Source organism: Massilia sp. UYP32, from assembly GCF_050434365.1.
Classification (GTDB): domain Bacteria; phylum Pseudomonadota; class Gammaproteobacteria; order Burkholderiales; family Burkholderiaceae_D; genus Telluria; species Telluria timonae.
Genome location: NZ_JBNDIK010000028.1, coordinates 85726 through 102138, shown reverse-complemented (window position 1 = coordinate 102138; position 16413 = coordinate 85726). Strand labels below are relative to the sequence as shown.

General features: G+C 62.9%; 16 protein-coding genes. 13 read left to right on the top strand and 3 right to left on the bottom strand.

The window, feature by feature from the left end; translation table 11 throughout:
* On the top strand, positions 1 to 344 hold a 344-nt coding region (locus tag ABIB42_RS21150; protein WP_429248952.1), incomplete at its 5' end, for a hypothetical protein.
* Positions 345 to 526: 182 nt separating this feature from the next.
* On the opposite strand, the gene ABIB42_RS21145 is transcribed toward ABIB42_RS21150, so the two are convergent.
* The gene (locus tag ABIB42_RS21145) at positions 527 to 2485 is read right to left on the bottom strand and encodes an AAA family ATPase (protein WP_312486428.1); all 1959 of its coding nucleotides are present in this window, start codon (positions 2483 to 2485) and stop codon (positions 527 to 529) included.
* A gap of 573 nt (positions 2486 to 3058) precedes the next feature.
* Between ABIB42_RS21145 and ABIB42_RS21140 the strand changes: the two genes are divergently transcribed.
* Positions 3059 to 3331 carry a hypothetical protein gene (locus ABIB42_RS21140; RefSeq protein ID WP_005665352.1) on the top strand — a complete coding sequence of 91 codons (273 nt, stop codon included), beginning with the start codon at positions 3059 to 3061 and terminating at the stop codon, positions 3329 to 3331.
* Positions 3332 to 3368: 37 nt separating this feature from the next.
* Here ABIB42_RS21140 and ABIB42_RS21135 read toward each other — a convergent pair whose 3' ends face one another.
* Positions 3369 to 3920: a DUF1697 domain-containing protein gene (locus tag ABIB42_RS21135; RefSeq protein WP_184236965.1), complete on the bottom strand. Its 552-nt coding sequence runs from the start codon at positions 3918 to 3920 to the stop codon at positions 3369 to 3371.
* Between the two features lie 141 nt (positions 3921 to 4061).
* Here ABIB42_RS21135 and ABIB42_RS21130 point away from each other — a divergent pair, with 141 nt between their 5' ends.
* Positions 4062 to 4391, top strand: a complete 330-nt coding sequence (locus tag ABIB42_RS21130) for a hypothetical protein (protein ID WP_429248951.1) — start codon at positions 4062 to 4064, stop codon at positions 4389 to 4391.
* Complete coding sequence (locus ABIB42_RS21125; RefSeq protein ID WP_005665348.1) at positions 4388 to 5239, top strand: HDOD domain-containing protein; 852 nt, start codon at positions 4388 to 4390, stop codon at positions 5237 to 5239. Before ABIB42_RS21130 ends, ABIB42_RS21125 begins: the two co-directional genes overlap by 4 nt.
* Before the next feature lie 126 nt (positions 5240 to 5365).
* Here ABIB42_RS21125 and ABIB42_RS21120 read toward each other — a convergent pair whose 3' ends face one another.
* On the bottom strand, positions 5366 to 5776 hold the full coding sequence (locus ABIB42_RS21120; RefSeq protein WP_005665347.1) for a hypothetical protein: 411 nt from the start codon (positions 5774 to 5776) through the stop codon (positions 5366 to 5368).
* Between the two features lie 607 nt (positions 5777 to 6383).
* Between ABIB42_RS21120 and miaB the strand changes: the two genes are divergently transcribed.
* The 9 genes from miaB (at position 6384) to ABIB42_RS21075 (ending at position 16380) form a co-directional block, all read left to right on the top strand.
* Positions 6384 to 7745 (top strand): tRNA (N6-isopentenyl adenosine(37)-C2)-methylthiotransferase MiaB, encoded by a 1362-nt coding sequence (gene miaB / locus ABIB42_RS21115; protein WP_184236959.1) that lies wholly within the window; start codon positions 6384 to 6386, stop codon positions 7743 to 7745.
* Positions 7742 to 8836, top strand: a complete 1095-nt coding sequence (locus ABIB42_RS21110; protein WP_429248950.1) for a PhoH family protein — start codon at positions 7742 to 7744, stop codon at positions 8834 to 8836. Before miaB ends, ABIB42_RS21110 begins: the two co-directional genes overlap by 4 nt.
* Entirely contained in the window at positions 8811 to 9278 is a 468-nt protein-coding gene (gene ybeY, locus ABIB42_RS21105; RefSeq protein ID WP_005665343.1) for an rRNA maturation RNase YbeY, read from the top strand. Before ABIB42_RS21110 ends, ybeY begins: the two co-directional genes overlap by 26 nt.
* 93 nt (positions 9279 to 9371) lie before the next feature.
* Positions 9372 to 10250, top strand: coding sequence for an HlyC/CorC family transporter (locus ABIB42_RS21100; RefSeq protein ID WP_005665342.1), 879 nt, complete (start codon positions 9372 to 9374; stop codon positions 10248 to 10250).
* Positions 10250 to 11827 carry an apolipoprotein N-acyltransferase gene (lnt, locus tag ABIB42_RS21095; RefSeq protein WP_429248949.1) on the top strand — a complete coding sequence of 526 codons (1578 nt, stop codon included), beginning with the start codon at positions 10250 to 10252 and terminating at the stop codon, positions 11825 to 11827. Before ABIB42_RS21100 ends, lnt begins: the two co-directional genes overlap by 1 nt.
* Before the next feature lie 97 nt (positions 11828 to 11924).
* The gene (gene glyQ, locus ABIB42_RS21090; RefSeq protein WP_429248948.1) at positions 11925 to 12839 is read left to right on the top strand and encodes a glycine--tRNA ligase subunit alpha; all 915 of its coding nucleotides are present in this window, start codon (positions 11925 to 11927) and stop codon (positions 12837 to 12839) included.
* A gap of 17 nt (positions 12840 to 12856) precedes the next feature.
* Complete coding sequence (gene glyS, locus ABIB42_RS21085; RefSeq protein WP_429248947.1) at positions 12857 to 14965, top strand: glycine--tRNA ligase subunit beta; 2109 nt, start codon at positions 12857 to 12859, stop codon at positions 14963 to 14965.
* Positions 14966 to 14999: 34 nt separating this feature from the next.
* The gene (gene gmhB / locus ABIB42_RS21080) at positions 15000 to 15584 is read left to right on the top strand and encodes a D-glycero-beta-D-manno-heptose 1,7-bisphosphate 7-phosphatase (RefSeq protein WP_040775833.1); all 585 of its coding nucleotides are present in this window, start codon (positions 15000 to 15002) and stop codon (positions 15582 to 15584) included.
* Positions 15585 to 15639: 55 nt separating this feature from the next.
* Positions 15640 to 16380: a lysophospholipid acyltransferase family protein gene (locus tag ABIB42_RS21075; protein WP_005665337.1), complete on the top strand. Its 741-nt coding sequence runs from the start codon at positions 15640 to 15642 to the stop codon at positions 16378 to 16380.
* Positions 16381 to 16413: the final 33 nt, after the last annotated feature.

The following is a 16413-nucleotide window of genomic DNA, read 5'->3' as shown; positions in this document are numbered from 1 at the left end:
TTTTGGGCTTCTTGGTGGTCATCACTTCGGTCATGGAACAGTCCTTTCGGGATTATTTCATGACCCCGTTCCACACAGAAATTCTGACAGGCTCCTGCGAACGCAAGCTGCGTGACACTATCAACTGGCAGCATCCGCCCAACGATACGTCAAAACTGTCGCGCATTCTGTCCGCGGCCGAGAAGAACATCGTATTTCTGACTCCCACTCTGGCGTTCGGCCTTTATCCGGACGATCGTGGACGTACTTGGATACTGCCACTTGCACGCTATGTAATGCCCCCCAAGGTTAGCGCCCAGGGGAAAACGGCCGCTGCTACCGCACCCATATTTCGCGGTGTATGAACGCATGCCACTATTACCAATGGGATCAGGCGGTCCGACGGTCGCTTGCACGGTAGCGGATCAGAGTATCCTCAGCTACTTACTGCCGCTCGTGGTTGAGAATGAACCAACCAAACGGTCACTTTTAAGATAAGAACCCGTTCAGCCTTCGCGAAACGGGTTCTGTAAGATGTTATTGTCACCTATGCCGCGACTTCTTCCTCACACAAAGTCAGCTTGGCTGTCCGATGCCCATGCAACTGCGGCATCAAGAGTTCACTCCGCTCTTCCAGCAGCGCAAACACCTCGTCCTTCGACAACACATACTGTTCCAGCAACGTATCCTTGAGCGACTCCATCACCAGCTTGTAATCGCGGATCGAGTCGAGGGTGTAGCTGTACAGCGCATCCGCCTTTTCTTCCACCAGGCGCACGGTGTGCTCGCCGCTGGCTTCCTGCCCCAGCTGGCTGTAATCGATCTTCGAGCGCGAATACATCGACAGGCGGCTCACCATCAGGTTCAGCATCTTGGTGATCTTCTCGATGTCGTTCTGGCTGCCGACCGAAATGCCGCGCGCGCCATAGAACATCTCTTCGGCCGCCACGCCGCCATACAGGCCGACCACGTCACGCTCCAGCTCTTCCAGCGTGCGCAGCGACATGTCTTCGCCCGACTGCAGCACGTAACCCAGCGCGCCGATCTTCGACACCGCCTCGGTGCTGATCTTGAGCAGGTGCGACTTTTCCTTCACTTCGGCCAGGCTGAGGCCGGCACGCAGGTAGGGATCGATCTGCATGAAGAAGTGCCCCAGCTCGTGCAGGGCGATGCGCTCGCGCTGCTTGTGCTTCTCGGCCGTCGTCGCGCGGTCGGTCAGGCCGATGGTGGCGCGCTCGTAGGCACGGAACATCAGGTTGGTGTTGATGATGGTCTTTTCCTGGATCGACAGCATGCTGGCGCGCTCGACCACGGTTTCCAGCAGCGCCGGGCTCAGGTTCTGGGTGATCTCGGCCACCTGGTCCAGGTTCAGGTCTTCCCAATCGACCAGGCCATCTTTTTTACGCGCCAGGAAGCTGCGCAGCAGTTCGCGGCGCTCGGCCTTGTTCGGCAGGCGGAAGTTGATCTTCACCGAGAAGCGGCGCAGCATCGCTTCGTCCATCTCGGTCGTGTTGTCGTCGAAGTTCGAGGCGACGATCCAGATCACGCCCTGGCCCTTGTCGCTCTTCACGCCGTCCAGCAGGCCCAGCATGGTGTTGGCGGTATCGTCTTCCCACTTCTTTTCGCTGCGGCCGCGCGGCATGAACAGGCTTTGCGCTTCATCCAGGAAGATGATGCACTTGCCCTTGGCGCAAGCCTTGCGATACAAGGCGTTCAGGGCCTTCGAGCCGCCGCCGACGTAGCCCGACTCCAGCGCCGAACCCGAGGCCGAGATCATCGGCATGTCGAGGCGCTTGGCCAGGTAGCCCACCAGCTTGGTCTTGCCGGTACCGGCGGGCCCGGTCAGCATCACGTTGAACGGCTTGTCGATATTGTGCGACTGGTATTCCGCGCGGTTGCGGATCATGTCTTCCAGGTGCAGCACTTCCTGCTTGATGTCGTCCATGCCGATCAGGTCGTCCAGGCTGCCTTTCAGCTTGTCCGGGGTGATCATCGACGCGCTCGTGCCCATGCCCGGGATGCCGAATTTCATCACGTACAGGATCATCAGCACCAGGATGATCGGGAATGCATTGCGCTTGAGGAAGTCGCCGGCCTGGTCGAGCATGCTCACGCCCTCGTCCATCACCGCCTTGTGGCTGGCCAGGAAATCATCCTTGGCGATCGAATACGGGATGGCGTTCTTGAGCAGCACCTCGCGCTCGAGCGACAGGTGGGAGGTGCTCGGCACCTTCACCACGTGCAGGTTCGCCGCATCCTTGAATTTGTAGATGTAGCGCGGCGCCTCCGACAGCGGGTTGGCGATCAGGAGGTAATCCAGGCGCGCCTTCTGACCGGCCAGCGACGTGATCTCGGCGATGTTCTGCGAGTGGATCACCGGGCTCGGATCTTGCGGCACATCGGACTTGAAGATCGCCAGCGCCACCAGCATGCCCAGCAGGATGGCGGACAGGATACGGACGTAGACGTTCTTGAAGGCAATCTGAAGTCGGGCGAAGTTGGGCATCTGGTTACTCGTCGAAAGGTGCGTCGTGCAAAAAGTGGGACTGCTGGTGCCGTGTCGCAAAGGCGGCGAGCGCGGCGTCGGCCAGGGCCGAGGGTTTCAGACGTGTTGGTTGGGACGTTGCTGTGATGCCCGAAGGCAAGGGGATAAGGAGACTATACCTTCAAAAAAAACCGCGGTGAATACCCTGCGAACAAAAAAATGCGGAATTTGATGATGATGAAAAAGCTGCTAACGTTTTTGATTATCCAAGTGACAGCAATCATGATGAATATGCCAATCAAACAGCGATTTCTTGCGAAATTCGCATTATCAAACCACCCAATCCAGGCATTATATTGACACCTGAGTTACTGCTGAGCGCAGCTTATTTACCACAGTCAACTTTTGCATTGAGTGAACGCAACATGTTTGCATCTTTCAGCAAAAACATGACTTCTTTCTACAACTCATCGGCTCAATTGCGCGCAGTGAGGCCAGCGGATTTGCTATCCTGATTTGGCAAGATGGCGACCGCGGATGAAGTTTCAACCCATCCAAAGCTTGGTGGCATTTAGCTTGTAAAGAGGAATGGCTATGAAAAGATATGCTTTGACGGCGGCGCTTGCGGTCTTCCTCGGCAATGTAGCCCAAGCCGCCGTGATCGATCTTGTTCCTGGCAATGGCATTCAAGCCATTCCAGCGCCACAACCGGTGCACGACCTGGCAGTCACGGGCCATACGCACATCGTCACCCCACCGTCGCACCTGCCCGAACTGCCCGAGCCGGAGGTGTTCGCGATGATGCTGGTCGGTCTGATCCTGATCGGCTACCGCGCCGGCCGCGACAGCAGCGACAAGTTCAAGTAGGCGGCCAGCAGCGCCGCCGGCGCCGCGCCACTGCCGGTCAGCACCCGGCCGGATGGCTGCACAAGCCGTGCAGCTTGGTGATCGTGCGCCAGTTGCGCGAGGTCGTGCCGTCGCCCAGCCCCTTGCCGAGGGCCGCCGCGGCGGCGCTGTCGAGCACGCCTTCCGGGCACCAGACATAGGCGGCGCGGCGACCGATCGCCAGCGCCTCGGGCTGCCAGTCCTGGCCGCACAGGCAGGCCGCCATCTCGCGCTGCGGCTCGCCGGTCAGCAGGAAGGCGAACAGGCGCGCATGGTCGTCGGCCAGGTCCAGCAGCGGATTGTCGTCGATGATGTCGGCCAGCTCCTGGCGCTCGAGCACGAACACGCGCGCCGCGACGCCAAGGCGCAGCACCATCGCTTCCTCGATCGCCTCCGCCGCCTGGGCGGAGGCCACGTCGGCGTCGAAGATCACATTGCCGCTATTGAGCAGGCTGCGCACGCCGGTATAGCCGAGGCTTTCGACCAGCTTGCGCAGGTCGGCCATGGCAATCCGTTTGGCGCGGCCGACATTTACGCCGCGCAACAAGGCAATGTAACGTTGGCTGGTCATGGGGGCATGGTAACGTGGCGCGGGCAATCGGTGCGCGCGTCTTGACGCATATCGCGGCCGGGACAGAGAAACAATTGCCAATGCTTACAGATATTCATCCGCGCCGGTGATAACATCGGCGCAGAATTGAATGGAGGGAATATGAGCGATGACCACACGATGGTCCCCGTGACCCAGGTAACGCCGGGCATGGTGCTCTCGGACGAGCTGCTGGACAATCAAGGCCTGGTATTGCTGGCCAAGGGCGTCGTCCTCGGCGAGGCGACCATCGCTTCGCTGCAGCGTCACCATATCGAGGCGGTGCCAGTGGCGCGCGTCGAGGCGCACCGCGCGCCGGACGAGGGGGCGGTCGTTGCCCGGCTCGACCACCTGTTTCGCAAGCACGATCTCGAGGGCGATGACGACTGGGCCGGCAAGCTGCTGCGCCGTTACGTCGAGGATTACCGCCTGGAACGGCAGGTGGCGCCATGACGGCCACCCCGGCAATCACCTCTGAACAGCTGGTCCAGGGCCTGGAAGACCTGCCCTCGTTGCCCGCCGTCGTGATGGAACTGCTCGGCAGCATCGACCAGGAGGATGTCGACATCTCGGTGCTGGCCAGGAAAGTGTCGGCCGACCAGGCGCTGACGGCGAAGACGCTGCGCCTGGCCAACTCGTCGGCCTTCGGCTTGCAGGTCAAGGCCACCACGATCCAGCAAGCCATGACGTATCTGGGCTTCCAGGCCACGCGCAACCTGATCATGGCGGCGGCGATGACCGGATGTTTCCCGAGCGGACGCTGCCCCAGCTTCGACGACAAGGCCTTCTGGCGCCTGTCGATCGCCACCGCCGCCTGCGCGCGGGTGCTGGCGCGCCATATGCGCTTCAACCAGGACGTGGCGTTCACGGCCGGCCTGCTGCACGGCATCGGGCGGCTGGTGCTGGTGACGCGCTATCCCGAGCAGTACGACGCCGTCCTGCGCGAACGCAAGCGCCGCGATGGCGACCTGCTCGACACCGAACGGGCCATGCTGGGGGTCGACCATTTGCTGGCCGGCGCGGCGCTGGCCGAGCACTGGCAGTTCTCGGGCACGATGCAGCAGGCGATCGCCTTTTATCATGCGCCCGAGACGCCGGGGGCCGGCTTCCTGGCCACCATCGTCCATGTGGCCCATGCGGTGGCCCATGCGCTCGACCTGGCCGGCGACGCGGACGAGCTGGTGCCCGCCGTGTCCAGCGTGGCCTGGACGGCGCTCGGTCTGCCTGAGGAAACGTGGCTGCACGTGTTCCGCGAGACGGAACTGCAGTTCGAGGAAATGACAGCCATCCTGATGGCCTAGGCCGCAGGACGGTGCACGATGAATCAATAGGAGCTAGTGCGGCGCCGCTGCTGCAAGATCAGCGTGGCGGCGCCGCAGCCCGCCAATACCGAAGGCATGACAGATGCGGCTGTCATGCCCACGGCATCAGTGCGCATAATTGCCGGAGGTCTTGTTCGACGCTTCGTTGGTTTGCGCGCCCTGGCCTTGTGCCGGCTGGGCCTGTTGCTGGGCGGCAGCGGCCGCGGCTTGTGCAGCTTTCTCTTCTGGCTTCGGGCGGCCCTGGGCATCCGACAGGCGGTATTTGGTGCGGCGGTCGCCCATCAGGTCGCGCAGGTCGCGGATGCTCATGCCGGTCACTTCGTGCATGCGGATCAGCAGCGAGGCGCCGACCGGCAGGCGGTGGTGGCGGATCTTGCTGATGACGGGCGGCGCCACTTCCAGCATGCGCGACAGGGCGGCGTCGTTTTTCAGCTGCATCTTACCGAGCAGGATGTCCAACAAGTGGTTCGGGTTGTAACTTTCCTGCGAAGATAGAGCGTGATGTTGTTGTGCCATGATAATTACCTCACGAGTTTGGTTAAAATAGTTCCCTTACGAACTTTTGTTAAAGACTACCTTTCGTCAACATAAGTTCCCGGAACTTGTTCAGGGATTAAACAGCGCTAATCTGAACATTCCCTTAAGAATTCCGGCCCACAGTGCTCCATGTTTCTTTCCACATACGCACTTGTCTTTCAAACAAATTATCTGTCGCGTACGCCAGTGCGATGACGAACCTGCGCATGTGACTCCTTGTCGGAAATCAAGCTATCGTGTGGAAAGCTTGTCACGTTTGCATTTCAGCACATGGGGCTCAATTGTGGCGCACGCAAGAGATTTCTTGGATAAATTTTGTGAATCGGAATCCACTCAGAAGTCGTTGATTTACATAGGGAAACACTTCATAACATCTAAGCTATGTATCATGAATAACAAAGTATGTTCGCTAGCAGACATTTAACAATCTGAGCATAAATACAATTACTTTAGGTAAAGAAATTAACCATTCCGAGCAGCATTAAAACAGCCGCACTGGTGGCCGACGGGGTCCATGCCGAATTACGGTAAACTGGCTCCCGTCCACGCCTTGTCGATGCCGCGCTCGCCCCCAACTAGCAATTCCATGCAAAAAAAAGTATTTATCAAAACCTTCGGCTGCCAGATGAACGAGTACGACTCGGACAAGATGGTCGACGTCCTTGGCGCCTCCGACGGACTGGTGCGCACCGACACGCCGGAAGACGCGGATGTGATCCTGTTTAATACCTGCTCGATCCGCGAAAAATCGCAAGAAAAAGTGTTCTCCGACTTGGGCCGTATCAAGGAACTCAAGCGCAAGAATCCCGAGCTGGTCATCGGCGTGGGCGGTTGCGTCGCGTCGCAAGAAGGCGACGCCATCGTCAAGCGCGCCCCCTATGTCGATGTGGTGTTCGGCCCGCAGACCTTGCACCGCCTGCCCCAGCTGATCCAGGACCGGCGCCAGTCGGGCAAGTCCCAGGTCGACATCAGCTTCCCCGAGATCGAGAAGTTCGACTTCTTGCCACCAGCCAAGGTCGAAGGTCCGGTCGCTTATGTCTCGATCATGGAAGGCTGCAGCAAGTATTGCAGCTACTGCGTCGTGCCTTACACCCGCGGCGAGGAAGTCTCGCGCCGCTTCGAGGACGTGCTGACCGAAGTCGCCGGCCTCGCGGCCCAGGGTGTGAAGGAAATCATGCTGCTGGGCCAGAACGTGAACGCCTTCCGCGGCGCCATGGAAAGTGGCGACACCGCCGACTTCGCCCTGCTGCTGGAATACATCGCCGAGATTCCCGGCATCGAGCGCCTGCGCTTCGTCACCAGCCACCCGAAGGAATTCAGCCAGCGCCTGATCGACGCCTATGCCAGGATCCCGCAACTGGTGAGCCACCTGTACCTGCCGGTGCAGCATGGCTCCGACCGCGTGCTCAATGCCATGAAGCGCGGCTATACCGGCCTCGAATACAAGTCGATCATCCGCCGCCTGCGCGCGGTGCGCCCGAACATGACGTTCTCGTCCGACTTCATCGTCGGTTTCCCGGGCGAGACCGAGGCCGACTTCGAGGCCATGATGAAGCTGGTCGAAGACGTGAATTTCGACAATAGCTTCAGCTTTATCTTCAGCAAGCGTCCCGGCACGCCGGCCGCCAACCTCGAAGACGACACCCCGCACGAGGTCAAGCTGGCGCGCCTGCAGCGCCTGCAAGCCCTGATCGACCTGAACACCCGCAAGCACAGCGCCGCCATGGTCGGCACCGTGCAGCGGGTGCTGGTCGAAGGCGTCGCCAAGAAGGACGCCACCCAATTGCAGGGCCGCGCCGAGAACAACCGCGTGGTCCTGTTCCCGCTGGACGAGACGAATGCCTCGCTGATCGGCCAGTTGGCCGACGTGCGCATCGTCGCCAGCCACGATTACTATTTGCGCGGCGAACTCGTCGCCAACCTCGATACGATAGCCAAAGCCAGTTGAAAACACAGCCAACCCTGCCCTCGTACTTCACTCCCGAGCCGCTCGACAATACGCGGCTCGCCCACCTGTGCGGCCCGCTCGACGAGAACCTGCGCCAGATCTCGGCCGCGCTCGACGTCACGATCTTCCGCCGCGGCGAGAAATTCATCGTCAGCGGCGCCAATGCCGAGCGCGCCGTCGAATTGCTGGAACGCTTCTATTCGGTCGCCAACAAGGTCGTGCCGATCGAAGAGGTGCAACTGGCCCTGGTCGAGCAGCGCGCCGGCCTGAAGCCGCGCGCCACCGATCCCGATGCCGCCCCGGCCGCCAGGGCCGACGCCCCTGAAGAAACCGACGTCGACGCCGAAGCGGCGCCGGAAAGCCTCGAAAGCCCGCTCCTCAAGACCCGCCGCAGCGACCTGCGCGGCCGTACGCCGCACCAGATCCAGTACCTGAACGCGGTGCTGAACCACGACATCAGTTTCGGCATCGGTCCGGCCGGCACCGGCAAGACCTACCTGGCCGTGGCCTGCGCCGTCGACGCCCTCGAGCGCGACGCCGTCAAGCGCATCATCCTGACCCGTCCCGCCGTCGAGGCCGGCGAGCGCCTGGGCTTCCTGCCGGGCGACCTGGCGCAGAAGGTCGATCCCTACCTGCGCCCGCTGTACGACGCGCTGTACGACCTGCTGGGCTTCGACCGCACCCAGAAGCTGTTCGAGAAACAGGTGATCGAGATCGCGCCGCTGGCCTATATGCGCGGGCGCACCCTGAACCACGCGTTCGTGATCCTGGACGAAGCCCAGAACACGACCGTCGAGCAGATGAAGATGTTCCTGACCCGGATCGGCTTCGGCAGCAAGGCCGTCGTCACCGGCGACGTGACGCAGGTCGACCTGCACAAGACCCAGCGCAGCGGCCTGGTGGACGCCATGCACGTGCTGAAGGATGTGCGCGGCATCGCCTTCACCCAGTTCTCGAGCGCCGACGTGGTGCGCCACCCGCTGGTGGCGCGCATTATCGATGCATATGAGAAAGATACTTCGGTCCAGGAACTGGCCGCCCTCCCCAAACCGACCCCGGCGAAAAATGCAAGAAAAAAAACATCCACTTGAACTGGAAGTCCAGTTCGCCGATACCCGCCTCGAAGGCGAGATCACCGAAGCCAAGCTGCAGCGCTGGGTCGAGGCGGCCCTGCTCGGCCCGGCCGAGCTGACGATCCGCTTCGTCGATGCCGAGGAGGGGCAGGCGCTGAACAAGGCCTATCGCGGCAAGGACTACGCCACCAACGTCCTCACCTTCGCCTACAACGAAGAAGAGGAGCTGGGCGAAGACGACCCGACCCAGGCCGACATCGTGCTGTGCACCGACGTGCTGCAACGCGAGGCCGAGGAGCAAAAGAAAACGGTCGAGGAACACGCGGCCCACCTGGTCGTGCACGGCGTGCTGCACGCCCAGGGCTGGGACCACGAAAACGACGATGACGCCGAAGAAATGGAGCAGTTCGAGCGCGACATCATGGAGGTGCTGGGCTTCCCGGATCCCTACGCTGATTGAGGCAAGCCGTCGGGTGCGCACTCGTGTAAATACTGGGCGCACCCCTATTTGGTGTATCCTACACCCCATTGCAACAACGGCTTCCCGCCAACTATGCCCGAGTATCCCAGTGACGTCCGACCGGACGCCAAACCCCACAGGTCACTGCTGGAGCGGCTGACCGCCTTCATCTCCCCCGAGCCCGAAAATCGCGCAGAGCTCCTCGAAGTGCTGCACGATGCCCACGAACGCAACCTCCTCGACGCCGATGCGCTGTCGATGATCGAGGGCGTGTTCCAGGTGTCCGACCTGTCGGCGCGCGACATCATGGTTCCCCGTTCCCAGATGGACGTGATCGACATCACGAAACCGATCGAGGAATGGATGCCTTACGTGCTCGAAACCGCCCACTCGCGCTTCCCCGCCATCGAAGGCGAGCGCGACAAGGTGGTCGGCATCCTGCTGGCCAAGGATTTGCTGCGTTATTACGCTGAAGAATCTTTCGACGTGCGCACCAAATTGCGCCCGGCAGTCTTCATTCCCGAATCGAAGCGCCTGAACGTGCTGCTGCGCGATTTCCGCGCCAACCACAACCACATGGCGATCGTGGTCGACGAGTATTCCGGTGTGGCCGGCCTGATCACGATCGAGGATGTGCTCGAGCAGATCGTCGGCGACATCGAGGACGAATACGACTTCGACGAAGAAGAAGACAACATCATCTCGATCCGCGAAGGCCAGCACGGCCCGCGCTGGCGCATCAAGGCGCTGACCGAGATCGAGCAATTCAACGAGGAGCTCGGCACCGAGCTGCCGGACGACGAGGTCGACACCATCGGCGGCCTGATCGCCAGCCACCTGGGCCACATGCCGCACAAGGGCGAAGTGGTCGACCTGCACGGCCTGCGCTTCGAGGTGCTGCGCGCCGACGCACGCCAGATCCACGTCCTGCTGGTCGAACGGTTGCCATCGCTGGAAGACGAACGCGACTGATGCTGCGCCGCCGGACCCAGCCTTTGACCGCGGCGGAACTGGCCGAACGCGCGGCGCTGCGCGGCAGCAAGCCTTCGCTTCTGCTGCTACTCGCCGCCGCGCTGGCCGGCGGTTCATCCATCCTGTCTTTCCAGCCCTTCGGTTGGTGGCCGCTGCAATTCCTGTCGCTGGCCTGGCTGTTCTACCAGGTCGGCATGGGCAATTCGGTCAAGCGCGCGACCCTGATCGGCTGGGCCTTCGGCTTCGGCTGGTCGGTCGCCGGCATGCACTGGCTGTCCGTCCTCATGACCCGCTTCGCCCACCTGCCGGTGCTGCTGGCGGTGGTGGCCATCGTCCTGCTCGGCCTGTACATGGGCCTGTTCGCCGCCTTCACCGCCGGCGTGGCGAGCTGGCTGCGCAAGCGCTGGTCGCTGCCGGTGGCCGCCTTCCTGCTGCTGGTGCTGCCGACCTTGTGGGGCGTGTCCGAATGGCTGCGCGGCTGGGTGTTCACGGGTTTCCCCTGGGCCTCGTCGGGCTATGCCCACGACCTGGCGCCGCTGGCGGGCTTCGCGCCGCTGATCGGCGTGTACGGCCTCGGCATCCTGGTCGGCGTCGGCGCCGGCTGCATCGCGATGCTGACCCAGCGCGCGCGCTGGCCGGCAATCGGCCTGCTGGCCGGCCTGCTGCTGGCCGGCGCCGGCCTGCGCACGGTCGAATGGACGCAGGAGACCGGCCAGCCGATCAGCGTGCGCCTGCTGCAAGGCAATATCCCGCAAGACAGGAAATTCGATATGGAATTCCTGACCAGCATCGTGACGCGCTACCAGGCGATGATCACGGCGGCCCCGGCCGACCTGATCGCGACGCCAGAAACCGCCCTGCCCGTGTTCCCGCACAACTTGCCGGACGGCTACCTGGACGGCCTGCAGCGCTATGCCACGAGCACCGGCAGCACGCTGGCGATCGGCATGCCCTTGTTCGACGGCCCGGAAAAATACGGCAACAGCCTGATCGCGATGAGCCCCGAGCCACGGCCCTATCGCTACGACAAGGCGCACCTGGTGCCGTTCGGCGAATTCATCCCGCCGGGCTTCCGCTGGTTCACCGACATCCTGAACATCCCGCTGAGCGACGCCACCCGCGGCGCCGCGCTGCAGGCCCCGTTCCAGGTCAAGGACCAGTGGGTGCTGCCGAATATCTGCTATGAAGACGTGTTCGGCGAAGAGATCGCCTACCAGCTGCGCAACGCGCAGCACCCGGCGACCCTGCTGCTCAACGTGTCGAACCTGTCGTGGTACGGCCAGTCGGTGGCCATCCCGCAGCACCTGCAGATCTCGCGCATGCGCACCCTGGAAACGGGCCGTCCGATGCTGCGCTCGACCAACGACGGCGCCACCGCCGTGATCGACCACCGCGGCAACATCACGCAAGTGCTGCCCTTCTATACCGACGGCGTCCTGAGCGCGACCGTGCGCGGCGCGAGCGGCATGACGCCGTTCATCCGCTTCGGCAATGCGGCCTTCCTGACGCTGGGCGGCTTGATGCTGCTCGGCGCGTGGTTCGCGGGCCGCCGCTACCGTCTTAAATCGAATAGCTGAGTTGAAATCGCCCCCCAGAGGGGCGCAAAAATTCAGTAGAATTAGTCATTTGGCAAACATACCGTGTTCGCGGCCCATTAGCCCCGTCCCATTCGAGATGCTCACATTCCAACAAATCATCCTCACCCTGCAGTCCTACTGGGACAAGCAGGGCTGCGCACTGCTCCAGCCCTACGACATGGAAGTCGGCGCGGGCACCTTCCACACCGGCACTTTCTTGCGTGCGATCGGCCCGGAGCCGTGGCGCGCCGCCTATGTGCAGCCGTCGCGCCGCCCGAAGGATGGCCGCTATGGCGAGAATCCGAACCGCCTGCAGCATTACTACCAGTACCAGGTGGCCCTGAAGCCGGCGCCCGAGAATATCCTCGACCTGTACCTCGGTTCGCTCGAGGCGCTGGGCCTGGACCTGAAGAAGAATGACGTGCGCTTCGTCGAGGACGACTGGGAAAGCCCGACCCTGGGCGCCTGGGGCCTCGGCTGGGAAGTCTGGCTGAACGGCATGGAAGTCACCCAGTTCACCTATTTCCAGCAGGTCGGCGGCCTCGATTGCAAGCCGGTGCTGGGCGAGATCACCTATGGCATCGAGCGCCTGGCCATGTACCTGCAGGGCGTCGAGAACGTGTACGACCTGGTGTGGACCGAGTGGGAAGAAAACGGCGTCAAGAAGACCCTGAGCTACGGCGACGTGTTCCACCAGAACGAGGTCGAACAATCGACCTACAACTTCGAGCATTCGAACACCGAGATCCTGTTCCAGGCTTTCAATAACCACGAATCCGAAGCCAAGCGCCTGGTCGAGCTGCAACTGACCCTGCCGGCCTACGAGCAGATCATGAAGGCCTCGCACAGCTTCAACCTGCTGGACGCGCGCGGCGCGATCTCGGTGACCGAGCGCGCCGCCTACATCGGCCGCGTGCGCACCTTGTCGCGCCTGGTGGCGCAAGCCTATTACGATTCGCGCGAGAAGCTGGGCTTCCCGATGGCGCCTAAAAGCGAACAAGCCGCAGCCTGAAAAGAACAGAACAGACCATGAACCAAACACTCCTCGTCGAACTGCAGACCGAAGAACTGCCGCCGAAGGCGCTCGTCAAGCTGGGCGCGGCCTTTGCGACCGGCATCGCCAATGGCTTGAAGGCGCGCGACTTCCTGGAAGCCGACAGCACCATCACCACCCACGCCACTCCGCGCCGCCTGGCCGTGTCCATCACCAATGTGCGCGGCACCTCGCCCGACAAATCGATCCGCGAGAAGGTGCTGCCTGTCTCCGTGGCCCTCGACAAGGAAGGCAATCCAAGCGCGCCCCTTGGCAAGAAACTGGCCGCGCTGGGCTTCCCCGACCTCACCGTCGACCAGCTCGAACGCGCCCAGGACGGCAAGGCCGAGAGCTTCTTCTACACCTATACCGCCGCCGGCAGTGCCCTCGCGGGCGCCGTGCAGGACGTGCTGGCCGAGACGGTGGCCAAGCTGCCGATCCCGAAGGTCATGAGCTACCAGCGCCCAAGCGGCGACACCGTGCAGTTCGTGCGTCCGGTGCACCTCCTGACCGCGCTGCATGGCGACCAGGTGCTGCCGATCTCCCTGCTGGGCCTCGCCGCCGGCCGCACCACGATGGGCCACCGCTTCCTGTCGCACGGCGACCCGATCGCGATCGACCATGCCGACAACTACGCCCGAGTGCTGGAAGCCGAAGGCAAGGTGCTCTCGTCCGCCGAAGCGCGCAAGGAAAGCATCCGCGCCCAGCTGCTCGAGAAAGCCGGCGCCGACCAGGTCCTGATGCCCGAGTCGCTGCTGGACGAAGTGGCGGCCCTGGTCGAATGGCCGGTGGTCTATGAATGCCGCTTCGAGGAAGAATTCCTGGCCGTGCCGCAGGAATGCCTGATCCTCACCATGCAGACCAACCAGAAATACTTCGCGCTGACCGACGCCGAAGGCAAGCTGCGTTCGCGCTTCCTGATCGTGTCGAACATCGCGACCGACGACCCGACCGCCATCGTCGGCGGCAACGAGCGCGTGGTGCGCCCGCGCCTGTCGGACGCCAAGTTCTTCTTCGAGCAGGATAAAAAGAAGACCCTCGAGTCGCGCCTGCCGCAACTGGCCAGCGTGGTCTACCACAACAAGCTGGGCTCGCAGGCCGAGCGCAGCGAGCGCGTCACCAAGCTGGCGACCTATATCGCCACCCGCCTGGGCTTCGACGCGGCGCTGGCCGAGCGCGGCGCGCGCCTGTCCAAGGCCGACCTGCTCACCGACATGGTCGGCGAGTTCCCGGAGCTGCAGGGCATCATGGGCACGTACTACGCGCGCCACGATGGCGAGCATGACGACGTCGCGCGCGCGGCGTCCGAACACTATCAGCCGCGTTTCGCCGGCGACGCCCTGCCGGCGACCAATACCGGCCTCGCGGTGGCCCTGGCCGACAAGCTGGAAACCCTGGTCGGCATCTGGGCCATCGGCCTGCAGCCGACCGGCGAGAAGGATCCGTTCGCGCTGCGCCGCCACGCGCTGGGCATCATGCGCATGCTGGTCGAGAAGCGCCTGCCGCTGTCGATCGCCGACATGCTGGCCGACGCGATGACCACCTTCGCCGACGAGCCGGCGCGCTTCGAATCGCTGCGCGACCCGCGCGCGGAAGTCACCGTGTTCATGCTCGACCGCCTGCGCGGCATGCTGCGCGAGCGCGGCTTCTCGCCGAACGAGGTCGAGGCGGTGCTGGCCCAGGATCCGGACCGCGTCGACGACGTGGTGCAGCGCCTGGAAGCGGTGCAGGCCTTCGCGGCGCTGCCCGAGGCGGCCTCGCTGGCCGCCGCCAACAAGCGCATCACCAACATCCTCAAGAAGAACGAGGAAGCGATGCCGAAGGACGCCGCGGTCGACCCAGCCCTGCTGCAGGACCAGGCCGAGAAGGACCTGGCGGCCGCCGTCGCCCGCGTGCAGCCCGACGTCGACGCGGCCTTCGCCGCGGGCGATTTCGCCGGCACGCTCAAGACCCTGGCCCAGCTGCGCGACCAGGTCGACGCCTTCTTCAACGACGTGATGGTGATGGCCGACGACGTCAAGCTGCGCAACAACCGCCTGGCCCTGCTGGCGTCGCTGCACGGCATGATGAACCGCGTGGCCGACATCTCGAAGCTGGCGGCATAAGATGGGCAAGGAGCGCGACAAGGAAGAGCGGGCGATGAAGCTCATCATCCTCGACCGGGATGGCGTGATCAACCACGATTCGCCGGACTTCATCAAGTCGCCGGCCGAATGGATCCCGATTCCCGGCTCGCTCGAAGCGATCGCGCGCCTGAACCAGGCGGGCTACCGGGTGGTGGTCGCGACCAACCAGTCGGGCATCGCGCGCGGCCTGTTCGACATCGCGACCCTGAACGCCATCCACGCCAAGCTGCATGCGGCGGCCCAGCTGGTGGGCGCCGACATCGACGCCATCTTCTTCTGCCCGCACGCGGCGATCGACGGCTGCGACTGCCGCAAGCCCAAGTCGGGCATGTTCGAAGAGATCGGCAAGCGGTTCAAGGTCAATCTCAAGGGCGTGCCCACCGTGGGCGACTCGCTGCGCGACCTGCAGGCCGGCTTCAACCGCGGCTGCACGCCCTACCTGGTGCTGACCGGGAAGGGCGAGACGACCCAGGCCACCGGCGGCCTGCCGCCCGGCACCCAGGTGTTCCCGGACCTGGCGGCGATGGTGACCGCCTTCCTCAAGCCGGGATCTCCGTCGAGCGCCGCCTCTGGCACAACCGGCGCGCAGCCTGCATAATCAATAAAAAATTCGCAGTCCAGTCCAGAACCAGATCGATTTGTCCGGAGCCCCTTTGCGTAACTTCAGTTTGTTCCTGCGTTCCCTGCTGTTCACGATCGTCATGATCGTCGCCACCGTCATCTGGGCCTCCCTCTGCTTCCTGGCAGCGCCGCTGTCGTACAACAAGCGCTTCTGGTTCACCTCGCGCTGGAACGTCTTCATCATCTGGTGCGCGCGCGTCATCTGCGGCATCCGCTACCAATTCAAGGGCTACGAGAACCTGCCCGACGCGCCGGCCATCGTGCTCTCGAAGCACCAGTCGGCGTGGGAAACGATCTTCCTGCTGCCCAATCTCACGCGGCCGCTGGTCTACGTCTTCAAGAAGGAAATCCTGTACATCCCCTTCTTCGGCTGGGCCATGGGCTTGCTGCGCATGATCCCGATCGACCGCAAGCAGGGCAAGAATGCTTTCAGTTCGGTCGTGCGCCACGGGAAGCGCCGCCTGGCCGACGGCCAGTGGATCATCATGTTCCCCGAAGGCACCCGCATCCCGGTCGGCCAGAAGGGCAAGTACAAGAGCGGCGGCACACGCCTGGCTGTGGAAACCCAAGCGGTCGTGGTGCCGATCGCGCATAATTCGGGCGAGTGCTGGCCCAAGAATTCATTCATCAAACGGCCCGGATTGATCACGGTCTCGATCGGCAAGCCGATCTCGCCCGAAGGCCATACCCCCGACAGCCTGATGCAAGAGGTAGAAAATTGGATAGAATCCGAAATGCGCGTCATTTCGCCCCACGCCTACAAAGGTGGTTGAGCGACGTCAGCGCCCAGATTCGTGAGTCGAGGC

What these genes read in the sequence shown, in the direction of transcription:
- ABIB42_RS21100 (WP_005665342.1), top strand. Translation starts at nt 9,372, where the DNA reads ATGCCCGAGTATCCCAGTGACGTCCGACCGGACGCCAAACCCCACAGG.
- ABIB42_RS21125 (WP_005665348.1), top strand. Translation starts at nt 4,388, where the DNA reads ATGACGGCCACCCCGGCAATCACCTCTGAACAGCTGGTCCAGGGCCTG.
- glyS (WP_429248947.1), top strand. Translation starts at nt 12,857, where the DNA reads ATGAACCAAACACTCCTCGTCGAACTGCAGACCGAAGAACTGCCGCCG.
- glyQ (WP_429248948.1), top strand. Translation starts at nt 11,925, where the DNA reads ATGCTCACATTCCAACAAATCATCCTCACCCTGCAGTCCTACTGGGAC.
- miaB (WP_184236959.1), top strand. Translation starts at nt 6,384, where the DNA reads ATGCAAAAAAAAGTATTTATCAAAACCTTCGGCTGCCAGATGAACGAG.
- ABIB42_RS21135 (WP_184236965.1), bottom strand. Translation starts at nt 3,920, where the DNA reads ATGACCAGCCAACGTTACATTGCCTTGTTGCGCGGCGTAAATGTCGGC.
- ABIB42_RS21120 (WP_005665347.1), bottom strand. Translation starts at nt 5,776, where the DNA reads ATGGCACAACAACATCACGCTCTATCTTCGCAGGAAAGTTACAACCCG.
- ABIB42_RS21140 (WP_005665352.1), top strand. Translation starts at nt 3,059, where the DNA reads ATGAAAAGATATGCTTTGACGGCGGCGCTTGCGGTCTTCCTCGGCAAT.
- ybeY (WP_005665343.1), top strand. Translation starts at nt 8,811, where the DNA reads ATGCAAGAAAAAAAACATCCACTTGAACTGGAAGTCCAGTTCGCCGAT.
- ABIB42_RS21145 (WP_312486428.1), bottom strand. Translation starts at nt 2,485, where the DNA reads ATGCCCAACTTCGCCCGACTTCAGATTGCCTTCAAGAACGTCTACGTC.
- ABIB42_RS21130 (WP_429248951.1), top strand. Translation starts at nt 4,062, where the DNA reads ATGAGCGATGACCACACGATGGTCCCCGTGACCCAGGTAACGCCGGGC.
- lnt (WP_429248949.1), top strand. Translation starts at nt 10,250, where the DNA reads ATGCTGCGCCGCCGGACCCAGCCTTTGACCGCGGCGGAACTGGCCGAA.
- gmhB (WP_040775833.1), top strand. Translation starts at nt 15,000, where the DNA reads ATGAAGCTCATCATCCTCGACCGGGATGGCGTGATCAACCACGATTCG.